This is a genomic window from Stenotrophomonas sp. AS1 (genome assembly GCF_048957655.1).
GTDB classification, from domain to species: domain Bacteria; phylum Pseudomonadota; class Gammaproteobacteria; order Xanthomonadales; family Xanthomonadaceae; genus Stenotrophomonas; species Stenotrophomonas bentonitica_A.
The window spans coordinates 14,775-34,543 of the sequence record NZ_JARVXM010000004.1 but is presented as its reverse complement, the minus strand read 5'-3'; the positions used below and the strand labels follow the sequence as shown (position 1 = coordinate 34,543).

General features: G+C 65.9%; 12 protein-coding genes and 1 riboswitch. Of the genes, 6 read left to right on the top strand and 6 right to left on the bottom strand.

Annotated features, from left to right (window positions below):
* Positions 1-10: 10 nt before the first annotated feature.
* The 5 genes from PV764_RS07490 to ilvC form a co-directional block, all read right to left on the bottom strand.
* The gene (locus tag PV764_RS07490) at positions 11-1,558 is read right to left on the bottom strand and encodes a 2-isopropylmalate synthase (protein WP_037553334.1); all 1,548 of its coding nucleotides are present in this window, start codon (positions 1,556-1,558) and stop codon (positions 11-13) included.
* Positions 1,559-1,560: 2 nt separating this feature from the next.
* The gene (locus tag PV764_RS07485; protein WP_026069874.1) at positions 1,561-2,658 is read right to left on the bottom strand and encodes a threonine dehydratase; all 1,098 of its coding nucleotides are present in this window, start codon (positions 2,656-2,658) and stop codon (positions 1,561-1,563) included.
* Between the two features lie 153 nt (positions 2,659-2,811).
* Positions 2,812-3,066, bottom strand: coding sequence for an ACT domain-containing protein (locus PV764_RS07480; RefSeq protein ID WP_019183810.1), 255 nt, complete (start codon positions 3,064-3,066; stop codon positions 2,812-2,814).
* Positions 3,050-4,783 carry an acetolactate synthase 2 catalytic subunit gene (gene ilvG / locus PV764_RS07475; protein ID WP_046273524.1) on the bottom strand — a complete coding sequence of 578 codons (1,734 nt, stop codon included), beginning with the start codon at positions 4,781-4,783 and terminating at the stop codon, positions 3,050-3,052. The genes PV764_RS07480 and ilvG overlap by 17 nt, the downstream gene beginning before the upstream one ends.
* Before the next feature lie 39 nt (positions 4,784-4,822).
* Complete coding sequence (gene ilvC / locus PV764_RS07470) at positions 4,823-5,797, bottom strand: ketol-acid reductoisomerase (protein ID WP_421116386.1); 975 nt, start codon at positions 5,795-5,797, stop codon at positions 4,823-4,825.
* 658 nt (positions 5,798-6,455) lie between these two features.
* Here ilvC and ggt point away from each other — a divergent pair.
* Positions 6,456-8,174, top strand: coding sequence for a gamma-glutamyltransferase (gene ggt, locus PV764_RS07465; RefSeq protein WP_421116385.1), 1,719 nt, complete (start codon positions 6,456-6,458; stop codon positions 8,172-8,174).
* Between the two features lie 255 nt (positions 8,175-8,429).
* Here ggt and PV764_RS07460 read toward each other — a convergent pair whose 3' ends face one another.
* Complete coding sequence (locus tag PV764_RS07460) at positions 8,430-9,998, bottom strand: BCCT family transporter (RefSeq protein WP_019183813.1); 1,569 nt, start codon at positions 9,996-9,998, stop codon at positions 8,430-8,432.
* 287 nt (positions 9,999-10,285) lie between these two features.
* Positions 10,286-10,387: riboswitch (TPP riboswitch) on the top strand.
* A gap of 113 nt (positions 10,388-10,500) precedes the next feature.
* Between PV764_RS07460 and thiC the strand changes: the two genes are divergently transcribed.
* From thiC to PV764_RS07435, 5 genes are all read left to right on the top strand, one after another.
* Positions 10,501-12,378, top strand: a complete 1,878-nt coding sequence (gene thiC / locus PV764_RS07455) for a phosphomethylpyrimidine synthase ThiC (RefSeq protein WP_421116384.1) — start codon at positions 10,501-10,503, stop codon at positions 12,376-12,378.
* A 97-nt stretch (positions 12,379-12,475) separates the two neighbouring features.
* On the top strand, positions 12,476-13,153 hold the full coding sequence (locus PV764_RS07450) for an ion channel (RefSeq protein WP_019183815.1): 678 nt from the start codon (positions 12,476-12,478) through the stop codon (positions 13,151-13,153).
* 251 nt (positions 13,154-13,404) lie between these two features.
* Positions 13,405-15,744: a winged helix-turn-helix domain-containing protein gene (locus PV764_RS07445; RefSeq protein WP_421116433.1), complete on the top strand. Its 2,340-nt coding sequence runs from the start codon at positions 13,405-13,407 to the stop codon at positions 15,742-15,744.
* 113 nt (positions 15,745-15,857) lie between these two features.
* Positions 15,858-16,739 carry a helix-turn-helix transcriptional regulator gene (locus PV764_RS07440; protein ID WP_019183817.1) on the top strand — a complete coding sequence of 294 codons (882 nt, stop codon included), beginning with the start codon at positions 15,858-15,860 and terminating at the stop codon, positions 16,737-16,739.
* A gap of 69 nt (positions 16,740-16,808) precedes the next feature.
* Positions 16,809-19,667, top strand: coding sequence for a TonB-dependent receptor plug domain-containing protein (locus PV764_RS07435; protein ID WP_421116383.1), 2,859 nt, complete (start codon positions 16,809-16,811; stop codon positions 19,665-19,667).
* Positions 19,668-19,769 lie beyond the last annotated feature (102 nt).

Sequence of the window (19,769 nt, the reverse complement as noted above, 5' to 3'; positions counted from 1 at the left end):
CATGGGGTGCTCAGGCCGCGGCGGTGGCCGTGGGCTGCTCGGTCGTCGCGCTGCGCTGGCGCAGCAGACGGTTGGCCACCTCCAGCCACGCCAATGCGGAGGCTTCGATGATGTCGCGGCTGGTGCCGGTGCCTTCGTACTCCACGCCTTCGTGGCGCACGCTCAGGTTGGCTTCGCCGCGCGCATCGGCGCCGATGCCCACACTGTGCACGTGGTAGCTGTCCAGCATCAACTGCACGCCGGTGGCGGCCGACAGCGCGCCGAACAACGCATCCACCGGGCCATCGCCCTGGGCGGTTTCGGCAACCCGGTTGCCTTCAGGATCGGACAGCTCCACCAGCGCATTGGCGCGGCTGCCGACATCGCTGATCGTCATCGACGCCAGGCGGTAGCCGTTCTGGGTGGCACTGCCCTGCATCAGGGTCTGCAGGTCGGCATCGGTGACCACGCGCTGCTGCTCGCACAGTGCCTTGAACTGCTCGAAGACCAGCTTCAGCTCTTCTTCTTCCAGCCAGAAGCCCAACGCACGCAGGCGCTGGTCGACCGCGGCGCGGCCACTGTGGCGGCCCAGCACCATCTGCGAGGACTCCCAGCCCACGTCTTCCGGTCGCATGATTTCGTAGGTGCCGCGGTGGCGCAGCATGCCGTGCTGGTGGATGCCCGACTCGTGCGCGAAGGCGTTGGCGCCGACGATCGCCTTGTTGCGCTGGACCGGCATGCCGACCAGGCGCTGCAGCAGCTGGGAGGTGGCCACGATGCGCTGGGTGTTGATGCGCGTGTCTTCGTCGTAGAAGGCGTTGCGTACCTTCAGCACCATCGCGATCTCTTCCAGCGAGCAGTTGCCCGCACGCTCCCCGATGCCGTTGATGGTGCACTCGACCTGGCGTGCACCACCTTCGATGGCGGCCAGCGAGTTGGCCACGGCCAGGCCCAGATCGTTGTGGCAGTGCGCGCTGAAGATGATGCGGTCGCTGTCGGGCACACCCGCAATCACGCGCTGGAACATGCCGCGGATCTCTTCGGGCGTGGTGAACCCCACGGTGTCGGGCAGGTTGATGGTGGTGGCGCCGGCGGCCACGGCCACGCGGGCAACCTCGATCAGGAAATCCTCCTCGGTGCGCGTGGCATCTTCAGCGGAGAACTCCACATCGCCCACGTAGCTGCGGGCCAGGCTGACGTGCTTGTGCACCGACTCCAGCACCTGCTCGCGGCTCATGCGCAGCTTGTGCTCGCGATGCAGCGGGCTGGTCGACAGGAATACATGCAGGCGCGGGTTCGCGGCGGCCTCCAGCGCCTTGGCCGAGGTTTCGATATCGGCGGCCAGGCAGCGCGACAGCACGGCCAGGGTCGGGCGACGGACCTCACGGGCGATCATCGCCATTGCTTCGCGGTCGGACTGGGAACTGGCCGGGAAGCCGGTTTCCATGACATCCACGCCCAGCTCGTCCAGCGCGCGGGCCATCACCAGCTTCTGCTGCGGGCTCATGCTGCAGCCGGGCGATTGCTCGCCGTCGCGCAGGGTGGTGTCGAAAATTCTGATTCGGGGGGAGTTGGGCATGGTCACCAGGAGGTCTCCTCGACGGCAATGTCGGATGGGATGGCAGAGGTAGGAATCGAAACGGAAATCGGGGGTGTCGCGAGCACGGTTGGTAGGGGCGGGCGTGTTCGCTCGCTGGCGCGGCGGCGCGGTTTGCGCGGGGGGCGGGGGCGGATGTCGGCCAGCAGCTGGGCCAGGACCAGCGCATCGATGTTGCCGCCGGAGACCACCGCGCACTTGCGCTTGCCGGCCACGCGGCGGCCGGCGGCCAGCGCCAGCGCGCCGGCGCCTTCGGCGATGACGTGTTCTTCCAGCGCCAACCGCACCAGGGTTTCGCGCAGCTCGGCTTCACGCACGATGACGACATCGTCCAGCAACGCGCTGCACAGCCTGCGGGTCAGGAAACCGGGGATCTTCACCTTGACGCCGTCGGCCAGGGTGGCGACCGGGGCGATCTCACGCACGTCGCCGCGGATCGCACGGGCCATCGAATCGACGCCCTCGACCTGCGCGCCGACGATGCGTACACCCTGCGATTTCAGCGCCAGCGCGACGCCCGAAGCCAGGCCACCGCCGCCGATCGGCACGATCACCACGTCGGGCGCATGCGGGGCCAGTTCGATGCCCAGGGTGCCCTGGCCGGCGATCACATCGGGATCGTCGAAGGCGGACAGGAAACGGTAGCCGTGCTGGTCGGCCAGGGCGCGGGCGAAGGCGTAGGCCTCGTCGTAGCTCTCGCCGTGCTGGCGGACCGTGGCGCCCCAGTGGGCGACGCCGGCAATCTTGGTGGCGGGCGCACCGTGGGGCATCACGGTGATGGCGGGGATGTTCAGACGGTAGGCGGCCCAGGCCACGCCCTGGGCGTGGTTGCCGGCGGAGGCGCAGATGACCGGGCGGTCATCGCCGCGCTCACGCCCGGCCAGCAGTGCGTTCAGGGCGCCGCGCACCTTGTACGACCCGGTGCGCTGCAGGTTCTCCAGCTTCAGCCACACGCCGAAACGTTCGGCGTAATGCAGCGGCGTGGGCGGCAGGAAGCGGCGCAGCCGCGCCTGCGCGGCCAGCACGTCGGCGACGCTTACGTCGCCTACATCCGGTTCCTGCGGGGTACGGCTAGCCGGCATCGTGCACCCGGCCACGGTGATCGTCGCCATGCGGTACGCGCTGCGACGGCGCGCCGTGGTGCGACGTCGTGCATCCTGCACGCGCACCACTTGCCCATCCCTGTGCTGCGAGAAGAGACCTCCGTACCGGCACCGATGCAGCGGTGCGGGCGTTCATGCGGATACCCCGGGTTCCAGTGCGCTGATGCGCACCGAAACACAGTCGTAGATCTTCTCGATCTGGCGGCGCAGCGTTTCCGGTGGACGGGTGCTGTCCACCACCAGCTGCAGGTGCCAGCGGCCATCGTCGGCGGCATTGGGCGCGCCGGCGATCGCGCGCGGCGCGAAGCCGCGGCGTTCGGCCATGCCGATCACGCGCAGCAGCGCGCCTTCGGCCGGGGTCAGCACCAGGTCAAGCCGGTATTGCATTGGGGAACTCCTGGGACTGATGGGCGGGGTTGCTTTCCAGCATCGTGCTGTTGGCGTTGTTGGGCGGCACCAGCGGCCACACGTTGGCACGGGCATCGATGGCCACATGCAGCAGCGCCGGGCCGGGCTGGGCCAGCATCGCGGCCAGGCCACCTTCGACATCGTCACGTGCTTCGATACGCGTGGCCGGAATGCCGAATACCTGCGCCAGCGCAGCGAAGTCCGGGTTGTCGGACAGATCGATCTCGCTGTAGCGCTCGGCGAAGAACAGCTCCTGCCACTGGCGGACCATGCCCAGCGAGCTGTTGTCCAGCAGCACGATCTTCACCGGCAGGCGGCAGCGGGCGATGGTGACCAGCTCCTGCACGTTCATCATGAAACTGCCATCGCCGGAGACCAGCACCACGGTGCGGTCGGGGCAGGCGAACTGCGCGCCCATCGCTGCCGGCAGGCCGAAGCCCATGGTGCCCAGCGCGCCGCTGGTCAGGTGGTTGCGTGGGTGGTTGAAGCGGCAGTGCTGGGCGACCCACATCTGATGCTGGCCGACATCGCAGGCGATGATCGCGTCGCTCGGGGCCAGTTCGCTCAGGCGCTTCAGCAGCGCCGGTGCATAGATGTGCTTGCCCGGTGCGTCGTAGCGCGGCGCGAAGCGTTCACGATGGCCCTGGCAGCGCTTCGCCCAGGCCTCCTGCGTGGCCGGGGCGGTGGCCGCGGCGGTCAGGGCGCGCAGCGCCGTACCCACGTTGCCCGGCACCGCGATGTCGGCGGTGCGCAGCTTGGAGATCTCGTACGCGTCGGCATCGATATGCACGACGCGCGCAAACGGAGCGAACTCGTTCAACTTGCCGGTGGCGCGGTCATCGAAACGGGCGCCGACCACCACCAGCAGATCGCTTTCCTGCACCGCCATGTTGGCCGCGCGGGTACCGTGCATGCCCAGCATGCCCAGGTAGTGAGGATGCTGCGGCGGCAGCGCACCCAGCCCGCGCAGGGTCAGCACGGTCGGGATCGCCGTGGCCTCGACGAAGGCACGGAAGTCCTCCACCGCATCGCCCAGCGCCACGCCACCACCGGCATAGATCACCGGCTTCTCGGCCTCGGCGATGGCGGCGATGGCGTGCGCGATGGCCTCGTCCTGCGGCGCAGGCGGTGCCACCACGGTGGAGGGGACGTGGTCGGGCAGATGCGACGCATCGGCGACCTGCACGTCCTTGGGCAGATCGATCAGCACCGGACCCGGGCGACCCTCGCGGGCGATCCGGAACGCATCGGCGACCACCTGCGGCAGGTCATCGACCGAGCGCACCAGCCAGCTGTGCTTGACGATCGGCAGGGTCAGCCCGAACACGTCCAGTTCCTGGAACGCGTCGGTGCCCAGCAGCGGGGTGGCGACCTGGCCGGTGATGCAGACCATCGGCACCGAATCCAGCATCGCATCGGCGATGCCGGTGACCAGGTTGGAGGCGCCCGGGCCGGAGGTGGCGACGCAGACGCCGACCCGGCCACTGGCGCGGGCGAAGCCGTTGGCAGCCAGGGCGGCGCCCTGTTCGTGGCGGACCAGGATGTGCTTCAGCCCGGAATCCACCAGGGCGTCGTAGAACGGCATGATGGTGCCGCCCGGATAGCCGAACAGCGTATGCACGCCCTCGGCTTCCAGGGCCTGCGTCAACCAGCGTGCGCCGTTGCGGGGCGCGGTGCTGTGTGCGGAGGTGTTCATGCGGTGACCTTTACGAAAGCGGGTGGGGGAGCCGCGCGTTTACGCGGCTTGACTTTGCAACCAGACCATCTTGGCGCGCAGTTCCTTGCCTACCTTCTCGATCGGGTGCTCCAGGTCGGCCTGCTTGAACTTGTTGTAGTTCGGCAGGCCCGCTTCGTACTCGGCCACCCAGTTCTTGGTGAAGGTGCCGTTCTGGATGTCGGTCAGCACGTCCTTCATGCGCGCCTTGGTACCGGCATCGATGACGCGCGGGCCGCTGACGTAGTCGCCGTACTGCGCGGTCTCGGAGATGAATTCCAGCATGCGGGTGATGCCGCCTTCGTAGAACAGATCCACGATCAGCTTCAATTCGTGCAGTACTTCGTAATAGGCGATTTCCGGCTGATAGCCGGCTTCGACCAGGGTTTCGAACCCGGCCTGGACCAGTGCCGAAGCACCGCCGCACAGCACGGCCTGTTCGCCGAACAGATCGGTCTCGGTCTCTTCCTTGAAGGTGGTCTGGATCAGGTTGGCGCGGGCGCCGCCCAGACCACCGGCGTAAGCCAGGGCGAACTCGGCGGCCTTGCCACTCTTGTCTTGGTAGACCGCCCAGATGCACGGCACGCCGCGGCCGATTTCATACTCGCGACGGACCAGCGCACCCGGGCCCTTCGGTGCGACCAGCACCACGTCCAGATCCTCGCGCGGAATGATCATGTCGAAGTGCACGTTCAGTCCATGCGCGAACAGCAGCACCGCGCCCTGTTTCATGTTCGGTGCGAGCACGTCTTCGTAGAGCTTCTTCTGCACCATGTCCGGGGTCAGCACCGCGACCAGATCGGCATCCTTCACCGCTTCGGACGGCGCTTTGACGGTGAAGCCGTCGGCCTGTGCCTTGACCTCGGTCGGACCGCCCGGGCGCAGCCCGACGACGACATCGAAACCGGATTCACGCAGATTCAGCGCGTGCGCGCGGCCCTGGCTGCCGTAGCCGACAACAGCGATCTTGATCTGGGGCAGGTCGTTGGTGCTCATGGGGGAGGTCCTTTGGAGGCAAGAAAAAAGAGGGCCGACGGTCAGCGACGCGTCGGCCCATCAGGGGAAGGGGTGGCACCGGCCTGGCCGCGACCACACGCGAACGCACCCGCCGTGGGGGCGGTGGGCGTCGGCTGGCTCGGGGCGGGCTGGCGGGTCATGGTGGAAGGCAACTCGGAGGGGAGGATGGAAAACAAAGGGTTCTGAAACGAAAAAACCCGCACCTGGTCGGGTGCGGGTTTTGATGGATACCTGGCAGTCTTGCTTACACGCCGGTCCGTCCCGCACCTGTTGGTTGGGTAATAAGTACGAGGACGAGAAGCGAATGGATCGCGGCCGCGCCGGGGTCGGCGTGCTGGATGGATTCGCGGGTGGCTGTGCGCTGCAACATGAGATCGAGAAAACCACACGGGTTTTGGCGGTGTCAACCCTGGCAGGACAATTTCCATCGGTTTCGTCTGCATCCACCGCAATGCCCCGCCAGACAAGGATGGTTGCGGCTGAAAGCGTTCCGGTGAACCGGAATTCAGTATTTTGGCGCTGTCGATTGCGCGGATCCGGGGCCGATTTCCACCCCGGTACATGACCATTGTGGGATGCCATCACAGGGCATCTGCCGCCACCATCGATGTCGCTACCATCCTTCAGGAATTCCCCCGTGTCCCCACGCCTCGCCCGCGGCCTGCTCGCCGCCGCCCTGCTGTCCACGCTGCCCGCCGCGGCGATCGCCGCCGACCGGATCACCGGCCACACCTTCGCCACGCGCTCGGAGGTGATCGCCCCGCACGCGATGGCCGCCACCTCCCAGCCGTTGGCCACGCAGATCGCCCTGGACGTGATGAAGTCCGGTGGCTCGGCCGTGGATGCCGCGATCGCCGCCAATGCTGCCCTCGGCCTGATGGAGCCGACCGGCAATGGCGTCGGTGGCGACCTGTTCGCGATCATCTGGGACCCCAAAACCGAGAAGCTGTATGGCTACAACGGCTCGGGGCGCTCGCCAAAGTCGCTGACCCTGGCCGAGTTCCAGCGCCGCGGCCTGAAGGAAATCCCCGCCACCGGCCCGCTGCCGGTCTCGGTGCCCGGCGCGGTGGACGGCTGGTTCGCCCTGCATGACCGTTTCGGCCGCAAGCCGATGGCCGACAACCTGGCCCCGGCGATCCGCTACGCCCGCGAAGGCCACCCGGTCGCCGAGGTCATCGCCTACTACTGGGACCGCTCGGTGCCGCGGCTGTCCAGGTACCCCGGCTTCACCGAGCAGTTCACCATCGACGGCCACGCCCCGCGCAAGGGCGAGATGTGGAAGAACCCAAACCTGGCCCACACCCTGGAGCAGATCGCCCAGGGCGGTCGCGATGCCTTCTACAAGGGCGACATCGCCCGCACCATCGGCACCTACTTCAAGGCCAACGGCGGCTACCTGAGCTATGACGACATGGCCAGCCACCACGGCGAGTGGGTGGAGCCGGTCAGCAGCAACTACCGTGGCTATGACGTGTGGGAACTGCCCCCGAACAGCCAGGGCATCGCGGCGCTGCAGATCCTCAATGTGCTCGAAGGCTACGACTTCTCCAGGATTCCCTTTGGCTCACCCGAACACGTGCACCTGTTCGTGGAGGCCAAGAAGCTGGCCTTCGCCGACCGCGCGCGCTTCTACACCGACCCGGCGTTCCATCCGGCCCCGGTCGACCGGCTGATTTCCAAGGGTTACGCCGCCGAGCGCCGCAAGCTGATCTCGATGGACAAGGCGCTGAGCGAAGTGCAACCGGGCACGCCCAAGCAGCTGCAGGAAGGCGACACGATCTACATGACCGTGGCCGATGCCGACGGCATGATGGTCTCGCTGATCCAGTCCAACTACCGCGGCATGGGCAGCGGCATGGCGCCCCCGGGCCTGGGCTTCATCCTGCAGGACCGTGGCGAAATGTTCGTGCTGCAGAAGGATCATCCGAACGGGTATGCACCTGGCAAGCGTCCGTTCCAGACGATCATTCCGGGGTTCGTCACCAAGGATGGCAAGCCGTGGATGAGCTTCGGGGTGATGGGCGGCGCGATGCAGCCGCAGGGCCATGCGCAGATCGTGATGAACATGGTCGACTTCGGGATGAATCTGCAGGAGGCCGGCGATGCGCCGCGCATCCAGCATGAGGGCTCGACCGAGCCAACCGGGCAGGCGACGGCGATGAGCGATGGCGGCGAGGTGAATCTGGAAACGGGCTTCCCGTACGAGACGGTGCGGGCGCTGATGCGCAAGGGCCACCGTGTTGTTTTTGCGGATGGTCCGTATGGCGGGTATCAGGCGATCCTGCGTGATCCGGAAACCGGGGTGTATTACGGGGCGTCGGAAAGCCGCAAGGATGGGCAGGCGGCGGGTTACTGATTTTCTCGCACTCCGTAGTGCCGACCGTTGGTCGGCACTAGCGCAGAGCAGAGCGTAGAGCAGGACGCTTTGGGGCTGCGGGGGGAGGCGGTGCGCATGGGAAAAGCGAACACGGCCGAAGCGGTAGAGCCATGCCATGCGTGGCTCCTCTCACTCAGCGATGACCCGATGCATCAGGTCATCGCTGCAACCCACCCGTCCCGCCCCGCCCCGCCCACCGATAGCCAGGAAGGCGGGACGCTCCAAACGTTTAGTTCAAGGCGCCCGAGCCGCCTCATCGCGCGTTTCTTCCTGCGCCGCGATTTCCCGCTCGATCCACTCATCCATCAACCGCCGCGCGCGCTGTGCACGGCGCCGCTGCAGCGCATGCTCCATGTCCAGCACCCGGTACAACGACCACATCACCGCCAACATCAACAACGCAAACGGCAGTGCCGCGATCGTGATCATCCCCTGCAGCGCATTGAGGCCACCGGCCAGCAACAGCACGCCCGCGATCAACGCAATCGCCACGCCCCACACCATCCGGCGCGCCAGCGGCGGATCACCGGATTCCTCGGTCGACATCGTCGCCAGCACCAGCACCGCCGAATCGGCCGAGGTCACGAAGAAGATCATTAACAGCACCAGCGCGATTGCCGACAACACCATCGGCATCGGCAGGCTGTCGAACATGGTGAACAACACCGTCTCATAGCCATTGCCCAGCGCCTGCGCCAGGTCCACGTGGCCGAAGATCTGCGACCACAGCGCGGTGCCGCCGAATACCGAGAACCACAGGAAGCCCAGCACGCTCGGTGCGATCACCACGCCCAGCACGAACTCACGGATGCTGCGCCCACGCGAGACGCGGGCGATGAACGAGCCCACGAACGGTGCCCACGCGATCCACCAGGCCCAGTAGAAGATCGTCCAGTCCGCCACCCAGGTGCTGCCCGAGAACGGTGACATGCGCAGGCTCATGGTGACCAGCGAATTGAGGTAGGAGCCGATCGTGGTGGTGAACGTATCGAAGATGAAACCGGTGGGCCCCAGCACCATCACCAGCGCCAGCAGTACCGCCGCCAGACCCAGGTTGAAGTTGGAGAGCCACTTGATGCCACGGTTGACGCCGCTGGTGGTGGAGGCCATGTACAGCACGAACGCCACCGCGATGATGGTCAGCTGCACCGGTACCGAGGCCTGGATGCCGAACACGCGCTCGAGACCGGCGGCGATCTGGATCGTGCCGAAGCCCAGCGTCGTTGCCACACCGATCGCCGTGGCGACCACTGCAGCGACGTTGACGACAGTGCCCATCCAGCCCCGGTGATGCGCACCGATGATCGGCTGCAGCAGATCACTGATCAGCCCGCGGCCGTTGCGGTTGAACTGGAACCACGCCATCGCCAGGCCGATCAGGGCGTAGATCGCCCAGGGGTGCAGGCCCCAATGGAAGAACGCATAGCGCATCGATGCGCGCGCCGCCTCCATGCTTTGCGGGGCCAACCCTTCCGGTGGCTTCACGAAATGCGAGATCGGCTCGGCCGCGCCCCAGAACACCAGGCCGATGCCCATGCCGGCCGCGAACAGCATCGACATCCAGCTCGCGTTGGAGAAGTCGGGTTCGGCGTCTTCGCCGCCGATGCGCAGTGAACCGAAGCGGCCGAAGGCCAGGTACATCAGGAACGACAGGGTAATGAACACCACCAGCAGGTACAGCCAGCCGGTACTGCGGATGATGGTGGACAGGCCGCTCTGGACGACCTCGTTGAAGGGGCCCGGCGCGAGGCCGGCGATCAGCACCAGCAGTGCAACCAGTGCGATGGAAATGCGGAACACCATGCAGGCGTGTCTCCGATCAGTAGGGGCGAGCCGAGGCTTGCAATCTCCAGCGGCACGGCGGCAACGACTGGGGCGGATCAAGCCGGTCGAGGCCGGTCAGTACGGACGTCAATGGCGTCGAACAATGCGCAATGCGCGCGTGATCGGGACGCTACCCCCGATCGCACCGCATACCGCGCTGCAGCATCGTAGTGCATCGGATGTCGGCACGCTGTTCACACCCAGGGCCAAGCAGCTTGGTTGGTCTGCCCCAGCGCGCCGAGGGTCACCGCTTTGTGCTCTAATTCGCCCCGAAGCGGGGGTACCGCGGCCCAGTGGCCAAGGTTGAGACAGTCCCTTCGAACCTGATCCGGTTGATACCGGCGTAGGGAAGCTTCGCAATTGCTGATGCACTGCGCCGTAGGGCTGCCCCGCCCGAAGACCGCCCGTGTTGCGTCTGCCGTGCGCCGCCGCTTCGTCCGTTCCGCCTATTCCTGGGCGGAACCCGATCCAGGACGACGTCATGAACGCAGCGCTTTCCTCCCTGCAGCAGCAGGCCCAGCAATTGTCCGAATCGGTCACCCGCCCGATTCCCGGCTCACGCAAGATCCATGTGCCCGGCTCACGCAGCGACCTGCTGGTGCCGATGCGCGAGATCGTGCTGACCCGCACGCCGACCCTGTTTGGTGGGGAAGAGAACGCGCCGGTCACCGTGTACGACACGTCTGGCCCGTATACCGATCCGAATGCGCGGATCGACCTCTCCGTGGGGCTGCCGCCGTTGCGTGCCGGCTGGGTGGCCGAGCGGGGCGATACCGATGTGCTCGATGGCCTGAGCTCGGCATTTGGCCGCTCCCGCGAAACCGATGCGCGCCTGGATGCGGTGCGCTTCCCGTCGCGGCTGCAGCCACGGCGCGCGCGGGCCGGTGCCAACGTCACGCAGATGCACTACGCACGCCGCGGCATCATCACCCCGGAAATGGAATTCGTCGCCATCCGCGAAAACCAGCGCATCGAGGCCATCGTCGATGCCGCTTTGCTCAGGCAGCATCCCGGCGAAGCCTTCGGCGCGTCCATCCCGGCGCGCATCACGCCGGAATTCGTCCGCGATGAAATCGCCCGCGGCCGTGCGGTGCTGCCCAACAACATCAATCATCCGGAAAGCGAGCCGATGATCATCGGCCGCAACTTCCTCACCAAGATCAACGCCAACATCGGCAACAGCGCGGTTTCCTCGGGCATCGCCGAGGAAGTGGAAAAGCTGGTGTGGGCGATCCGCTGGGGCGGTGACACGGTGATGGACCTGTCCACCGGCAAGCACATCCACGAGACCCGCGAATGGATCCTGCGCAACTCGCCAGTGGCCATTGGCACCGTGCCGATCTACCAGGCATTGGAAAAGGTCGATGGCCGCGCGGAGGAACTCACCTGGGACATCTTCCGCGACACGCTGATCGAGCAGGCCGAGCAGGGCGTGGACTACTTCACCATCCATGCCGGTGTGCTGCTGCGCTATGTGCCGTTGACCGCCGGGCGCGTGACCGGGATCGTCTCGCGTGGCGGCTCGATCATGGCCAAGTGGTGCCTGGCACACCACAAGGAAAACTTCCTGTACACCCACTTCGAAGACATCTGCGAGATCATGAAGGCCTACGACGTGACCTTCTCGCTTGGCGACGGCCTGCGCCCGGGGTGCATCGCCGACGCCAACGACGCGGCGCAGTTCGGTGAGCTGGAAACACTGGGTGAGTTGACCAAGATCGCCTGGAAGCACGACGTGCAGACCATGATCGAAGGCCCCGGCCACGTGCCGATGCAGCTGATCAAGGAAAACATGGACAAGCAGCTGCGTGAGTGCGGTGAGGCGCCGTTCTACACACTCGGCCCGCTGACCACCGATATCGCCCCGGGCTATGACCACATCACCAGTGCGATCGGCGCGGCCATGATCGGCTGGTACGGCACGGCGATGCTCTGTTACGTCACGCCCAAAGAGCACCTGGGGCTGCCCAACCGCCAGGACGTGCGCGACGGCATCATGGCCTACCGCATCGCCGCGCACGCCTCGGACCTGGCCAAGGGCCATCCCGGCGCGCAGGTGCGTGACAACGCGCTGAGCAAGGCACGCTTCGAATTCCGCTGGGAAGACCAGTTCCATCTCGGGCTGGACCCGGAGAAGGCCAAGGAGTTCCACGACGAAACGCTGCCCAAGGACGCGCACAAGCTGGCCCACTTCTGCTCGATGTGCGGCCCGCACTTCTGCTCGATGAAAATCACCCAGGACGTGCGTGACTATGCAGCGGGGCAGGGCCTGGATGAGCGCACGGCGCTGGAGGCCGGCATGGCCGAGAAGTCGGCACAGTTCCGCGATCTGGGCGCAGAGGTGTATCGGCAGGAGTAACGCATCGGCCGGGGCGGGCACGCCGTCCCGGCCATCATCCGGCGCGCGCACGATTCCGGCTAAGCTCGGCGCGACCAGGCAGGGGTGGGGGACCACAATGGCGATTGCACGCAGCACCAAATGGCTGGCCATCGCGCGCCGGCATCCCTCGGCCTGGTTGTTGGCCGTGCAGCTGCTGGGCGTGCTGCTTTACCCCGCGATGGACGAGGCCGGCGCCAGCCGCGCGCTGTTCGGCGCGTTCGGCATCGCCGTGCTCGGCCTGGCGCTGTGGGTAGTGCGGCGCAGTCCGCTTGGAATGTGGGTGGCGCTGGTGCTGGCGATTCCCTCGGTGGTGTTCTCCATTGCAGGCGCCCTGCTGGAGCGCCCGGCACTGGTGACCACCGCACAGCTGCTCGAATGCCTGCTGTATTTCTATACGGCCGGCAGCCTGATCGCCTACATGCTGCAGGACCACAAGGTGACCCGTGACGAACTGTTCGCTGCGGGCGCCACGTTCACGCTTTTGGCCTGGGCCTTCGCCTTCGCGTTCGCGGTCTGCCAGCAGTGGTACCCGGGCAGTTTCGTGGCGACCAGCGAGAGCGAATTGAGGACCTGGATGGAGCTGCTTTATCTCAGCTTCAGCTTGTTGTCCGGGGTGGGGTTGAGCGACGTCGTGCCGATCCATTCCCAAGCGCGTGCATTGGTAATGCTGGAGCAGTTTTCAGGCGTGATGTACGTCGCCCTGGTGGTCTCGCGGCTCGTCGGGCTGACCATGTTGGCGCGTGCACGAAACTGAATCCAGGATAAAAAATTCGCGCCAGAAGGCGCGAATGGTGAGGCGATTTATGTGAATTCATCGGCGAGAGAGAGCCTGTCGTCACCCGCGCGCATAGGCGTGGTTAACCGGCATAGGCTAGTATTCGCGCGCCTTGGTGTTTTTGCGGTTTGCGCCGATGGCGTGTGCGGAATCTGGCGGTTCGTCTGGCTGTATTGATTGTGACGATCGCGTGAATTCCAGTGGTTTTTTTGCATTTCCACGTGTTCTGGATGATCAGCAACGACAGTGAGCGCCCCTCCGCCGATGTGATTCGAATCGGCGACTTCATCGTCACTTTCTCCTCGCGGGAAGTGATGAGCGAAGGCATGCGTCGCCCACGTCGGCTCACACCCAAGGCGCTGGGCGTGCTCAGGATGCTGCTGCGATCGCCGGGGGCGGTCGTGACCCGGGATGAACTGTTTGCGGAGGTCTGGCCGGATACCCTGCCGACCAACGACGTGCTGACCCAGGCGGTGACCCAGCTGCGCAAGGCGTTCGCCAGCGATGATGACGCGGCCGCGCCCTATATCGAAACCATCGCCAAGACCGGTTACCGGCTTCTGGTGGCCGTCAGCGCGGTCGAGGATGCCGCGCCCGCGCTGCTGATCGAGCCTGACCTCCAGCAGCCGGCCGCAAGCGTGCTCACCGTGGCTGAAGTGCCTGCAGCATTGCCGCCGGTGCTGACCGAGCTGGACCCGATCAAACGCCGTCGGCGTCGCCTGCGTCGCTATGCGGTGGTGGCGGTCGGCATGGCGATGCTGGTGGCGCTGCTGGTGATGGCGGGAATGCTGATGCAGCGCGATCCACCCGCCTCGGCGGTGGACGCGGCGGTGGAAGATGGCACGCGGGTGATCGGCAGCCCGCAGCGGCCTTACCGGCTGATCACCGCAACGGCAGGGTTCGAGACGTATCCCACATTGTCCCCGGATGGATCGCAGATCGCCTATGAGGCCGATGTGCCCAGCCGCCCGGGCAGCGTCATCAAAGTGCAGACCTCCGGCAATACGCCTGCCCGCCTGTTGGTCGAGCCTCCCAACGGAATGTCCGACCGGTTCCCGAGCTGGTCGCCCGACGGTCGTGAGATTGCGTTCGCCCGGTTCGGCCCTGCCGAGAGTTGCGAAGTGCTGATCGCCAGTGCGACCGGCGGCGCAGTGCGCCATGTCACCCGGTGCGACGGTACCGAACTGCTCAGCTTCGATTGGACGCCCGATGGGCGGGGTCTGGTGTTCGGCTCGCTGTCCGGCCGGTATGCGCAGCGCGGTATCCGCACCCTGGATATCGCCAGCGGACGATGGCAGTCGCTTGATTACGATCTCGGCCGTGACAACTTCGAGTACGCGCCACGCTATTCGCCGGACGGTCGCTGGATCGTGTTCGTCCGCAATCCCCAGATCGGCGATCTGTGGCGGATGCCTGCCGAAGGGGGCACCCCGGAGCAGCTGACCGACGATTCGGCGGAGATCCGTGGCTGGGCCTGGCGCAGCGACAGCCGCCACCTCGTGTTCGGCCGCCGCGTCGACAGCGAATCGCGCCTGTATGAACTGGACACCGACACGCGCGTGCTGCGTGATGTCGGCCTGGACGATGCGCAGTCGCCGACCGTTTCGCGCACCGGCGACATGCTCGCCTTCGTGCACCGCCGCCCGCAGTTCGGCCTGTTCCGGGTTCCGGTGACGGCCGGGGAGCTGGGCGCACCGGAGCGCTTGTTCCCCTCCAGTGGACGCGATGCGCAGCCGATGGTGTCGCCGGATGGCCAGCAGATCGTGTTTTCGTCGGACCGTTCGGGCAGCTACGCGCTGTGGTGGGCCGACATGCAGCGGCCGGAGTCGCTGCGTCCGATCGAAGGGCTGCGGCCTGAGGCGCGCCAGTCTTCCGACTGGTCGCACGACGGTAAACGCGTGCTGGTGCTGGGCCGCGATGAACATGCCAACCCCGGCATCTATGAGGTGTCTCCGCGCGATGAGCAGACCGTGCGCCTGCCCGTGCCGGTACGGCAGCCGCTGCAGGCGCTGTACGGCAGGGATGGGCAGCAGCTGCTGGTGGTGGAGCGCGACCGTGACGAACGCATGCGCTTGTCCCTGTTCGATCGCAGCGTGACGCCATGGCGCCTGCTCGGCAGCATCGAGGGCGTCTCGCAGGCGCGCTATGACATCGCCGGCGAACGTGTGCTGTTCACCCGCCTCTCGGCCGGGGGCCTGTGGCAGGCCGATGCCGCCCTGTCGCCGGGCAGCATCCGCCAGATCAGTGAAGACCGGCCCACGCGCTGGCGCTATCGCACCTGGACCGTATCGGCGCAGGGCAGCATCGACTACCTGTCCAACCGTGCCGATTGCGCGACCGTGTTCACGCGCATCGCACAGCCGGTCGCCGACCAGGAGCACTGCCTGGACGCAGAGCGGCTGAGTGCCAGCAATGGATTCAGCGCGGGCCCGGGCGGCGAAGCGCTGTACCTGGCGCTGGCCGTGGCCGACGGCACGGACATTGGCGTGATGTCGCTTCCCGAACGCGTCCCGTCGCTGTTCCCCGGCTTCGTCAAGTCCATGATTTTCAAGACGAAAGACCCTTCGTAAGTTCTTCGTAAGGTTCTCGCCTCGAATTCGGATCAATCTCGCCAGGACTTCCTGAGGCAGTGGCCTGATTTGGCAACACTGCAGGCCAGCAAAGGCAAACTCACGGTGTCGTCATGCGTCAGCTCTCCCTGGCCGATCGCGGTCAAGCGCTCTCTCTGGACAAGGTCGTCGACGACGGTCCCTTGCCAACCTGCCTTGGCGTGGCCCGCCTGGGCAGCCTGCAGAGCCCTGGCACGACCTTCACGGTCTGGATCCAGCTGCGCGGCAGCGCATGGGTGGAATCCAAAGAGGGGCGCTTCCGGCTGCGCCAGCGTGAGTGGATCGCCTTCGAAAAGGAATCCCGCCCGATGGTCCAGGCCGGTCGCGATGGCCTGTGCATCGGCCTGAGCCTGGCCCCGGACGCACTGCGCGCGCTGGGTGAGCTTACCGACTGCAGCCTCTACGCCGGCCGCGGCAGCATGAGCCGCAGCGATGCCCGTGTCGCCCTGCGCCTGTGGCGTGATGTGCTGGCCAGCGGCCACCCGACCCAGGCGCTGCGCCCGGTGCTGTTGCACCTGGCGGCCCTGCAGCAGGGCATGGCGACCGGCGTGCAGCGTTGCCCGGGCCGCTCCCGCAGCCGCAAGCGCCAGGTGTTTGGACGCATGCAGCGCGCGCGCCTGTATCTGGAGGGCAACAGCCACCGGGTGGTGCGCATCGGGGAGCTGGCCGAGCTGACCAACTTCTCCAGCTGGTACCTGTCCAAGACGTTCCAGAGCCTGTATGCCGAGAGTCCGCAATCGCTGTCCGCGCGCCTGCGCCTGGAGCGGGCCGCCGATCTGCTGCGCGATACGGACATGATGGTGGGCGAAGTGGCGGCCGCCAGCGGATTTGACAACTGCTGCAGCTTCGCACGGGCGTTTCGGGCCCGCTTCGGGTTGTCTGCGTCACGCTATCGTGAGGCCGGTGCGAATCTCTCGCCAGATTCGGCAAAGTCTTCGGTTGTCTCCCGCAAATAATTCACTGCAACGCAATCGTAACTTTCCGAGGCGTTTTTAACACGCTACTAACGTACCTCGGAGAGATAAATGAATTTTCGTACTCCCGCAGTGCGGCTGGGCCTTCTGCCCGCCGGCATTGCGCTTGCCCTGACGCCGGCCTTTGCTTCGGCTCAGGAAGCAAGCGGCACGACCGACCTGGACCGCATCCAGGTCACCGGTTCGCGTATCCGTCAGGCCAGCACTGAAACCGCGCAGCCGGTGATCGCGCTGCAGCGCGCCGACATCGAGAAGCAGGGCTTCACCAGCGTCGCCGACATCGTGCAGAACCTGTCGGCCACCGGCTCGCCGGCGATCAGCCGCGCCGATGCGCTGTCCTCGGGCGAAGAAGTCGGCGGCCAGTACGTCGACCTGCGCAACCTCGGCCCGGAGCGCACCCTGGTGCTGCTCGACGGCAAGCGCATGGGCGTCAGCTCCGGCGGCTACACCGACCTGGCCTCGATCCCGACCTCGGTCGTGGAGCGCATCGAAGTGCTGACCGACGGCGCCTCGGCGATCTACGGTTCCGACGCGATCGCCGGCGTGGTGAACATCATCACCCGCAAGAATTTCGACGGCCTGGAAGCCAGCGTCTACAAGGGCCAGTACGGCCAGGGCGACGGCGACAAGACCACCTACAACTTCGTCTACGGCCAGACCGGCGATCGCGGTTCGATCACCCTTGGCGCCGAGTACAGCGAAGAAGAGCCGGTTCTGGCCAAGAACCGTCGCTACAGCGCCTCTGCCAACGGCTATCGTCATCCGGTTCCGACCGACGACGACACCAACGGCTGGAGCGCGATCACCGAAAAGGGCGTGCTGGTTACCGATGGTGGCAACTACGTCCTGAACCCGGGCGGCGCCTCGAACAACTTCGGCGACTACCACGAGCTGGGCAACGCCGATCTGTCCAACCCGTCGCAGCAGATGTACCTGTCGACCGGCATCAAGCGTCGTTCGGTCTTCTCCAACGGTCAGTTCGACTTCACCGACAACATCCGCGGTACCGCCAGCGTCCTGTACACCGAACGCGAAGCGCTGCAGCAGATCGCCGGCTACCCGTACCGTTCGGCCGCCTACGACACCCAGATGTCCGGCGACAGCGTCTTCAACCCGCTCGATACCGACGTTGATTTCATGCGTCGTACGTGGGAAGTGCCGCGCCAGACCAAGTCCGAGCTCAATACCTTCCGCTTCAGCGGTGGTCTGGAAGGCTCGTTCGAGTTCGCCGACAAGTACTTCGACTGGGATGTGGGCTACGTCTACAACCGCAACAAGGGCGTCAAGACCGGCACCGGCAACCTGTTCATTCCGAACGTGAAGAATGCCGTGGGCCCATCGTACCTGGATGCCAACGGTATCGCCCAGTGCGGTACCGCCGCTGCTCCGATCGCCGGCTGCACCCCGTGGAACCCGCTGCTGCCGTACGGCTCCACCGCGGACGGTTCGCTGTCCAACCCGGACCTGCAGAAGTACCTGTTCCTGCCGACCCACGATACCTCGCTGACCACCAGCAAGGTCTACAGCGCCAACCTGAGCGGCGCCATCGTGACCCTGCCGGCCGGTGACCTGTCCTTCGCGACCGGTTACGAGCACCGCGAAGAAGACGCCGAGTACAACCCGGATGCACTGCTGCAGTCGGGCCTGAGCACCGACCTGGCTGGTGCGCCGACCGCCGGTGGCTACAAGCTGGACGAGTTCTACCTGGAACTGAACGTGCCGATCCTCGCCGATCTGCCGTTCGCCAAGGAACTGTCGGTCGACATGGCCGGCCGTTACTCGGACTACAACACCTTCGGCGACACGGTGAACTCCAAGTTCGGCCTGAAGTGGAAGCCGATCGACGACCTGCTGGTCCGTGGCACCTATGCCACCGGCTTCCGTGCGCCGACCGTGGCCAACCTGTACGGTGGCACCTCGCAGAGCTTCGACAAGTACACCGACCCGTGCGACACCTTCTTCGGTGCTGCCGTGCGCAACCCCGACGTCGCTGCCCGTTGCGGCGGCGCCGTGCCGGCCAACTTCCGTCAGGAAGCGTCGGGTGGCATCGATGCCACCGGCCCGGGCGCACAGTCGAACTATCCGTACCTGTCCGGTTCCAATGACGGCCTGCTGCCGGAAACCTCCAAGACCTGGACCGTCGGCCTGGTGTACAGCCCGAACTTCGTGCAGGGCCTGGACGTCAGCCTGGACTGGTGGAAGATCCGCATCGACAACGTCATCGCGGCGGAGTCGGTCACCTCGATCCTCAACCAGTGCTACGTGCTGAACAACGCCAACGCCTGTGACCGTGTCACCCGTGACACCGATTCGGGCCAGGTCGTCGACGTGACCCGTACGCTGATCAACGGCGGCTACCAGGAAACCGCAGGTTACGACCTGGGTATCCGTTACCGTCTGCCGGAACTGTCCTTCGGCAACATCGTCATCGACTGGAAGACCACCTATGTGGACTACCTCGAGTACAAGCGCGACAACGAAGCTGAAACCGCCGTCGAGCAGCACACCGGCTGGGGCACGGGCGACTGGGGCGGCAACTTCCGCGTCCGTTCCAACCTGAACATCGATTGGAGCCTGGGCAACTTCGGCGTCAACTGGGGCATGCGTTACTACTCCGGTCTGAAGGAAGAGTGCGCCTACGATCGCGAAGGCGGTCCGGAGTGCAACAACCCGAGCTACTCCTCGGCCTACACGCTGGCGATCCCGGTGCGCAACACCGGCTCGAACACGTTCCATGACCTGCAGGTGCGTTACAACACCCCGTGGGATGCCACCATCTCGGCTGGCGCGAACAACGTGTTCAACCACGAAGGCCCGGTGATGTACAGCCAGCCGAACTCGAGCTTCTCCTACTACGGCGGCTTCGACATCGGTCGGTTCTACTACCTGAAGTACACCCAGCGCTTCTGATCCATCGAAGCAATGGCGTAAAAAAAGGAGGGCGGGCCGCAAGGTCCGCCCTCTTTGCGTTGTGGGGTAGGGAAAGTCTGAGTTTCAGCGAACGGTGATCCG